Here is a 316-nt window from a genome sequence, read left to right as displayed (position 1 = left end):
TCACGCTGATCGCCGTGCTGGCGGTCACGTTCGCATTGCTCGGCTACTATGGCGGCGAAGTCTACCGCCAGGCGCCGCCGATTCCGCAGGTGGTCGCCTGCGCCGAGGGCGCGCGCCTGTTCGGCCGCGACGACATCCTCGACGGCCAGACCGCCTGGCAGTCGATCGGCGGCATGCAGCTGGGCTCGATCTGGGGCCACGGCGCCTACCAGGCGCCCGACTGGACCGCAGACTGGCTGCACCGCGAGCTGATGGCCTGGCTCGACCTGGCCGCGCGCGACGCCCATGGCCGCGATTATGGCCAGCTGGACGCGCC

The 316-nt window shown here is 71.8% G+C and carries 1 pseudogene; it reads left to right on the top strand.

What is annotated here, in order from left to right:
* Nucleotides 1-316 (top strand): annotated as a pseudogene (locus ACR6JA_RS22535) (nitric-oxide reductase large subunit); the annotation flags it as partial.

The organism is Cedecea sp. B1(4) (assembly GCF_059414925.1).
This window is presented reverse-complemented; position numbering and strand designations above follow the sequence as displayed.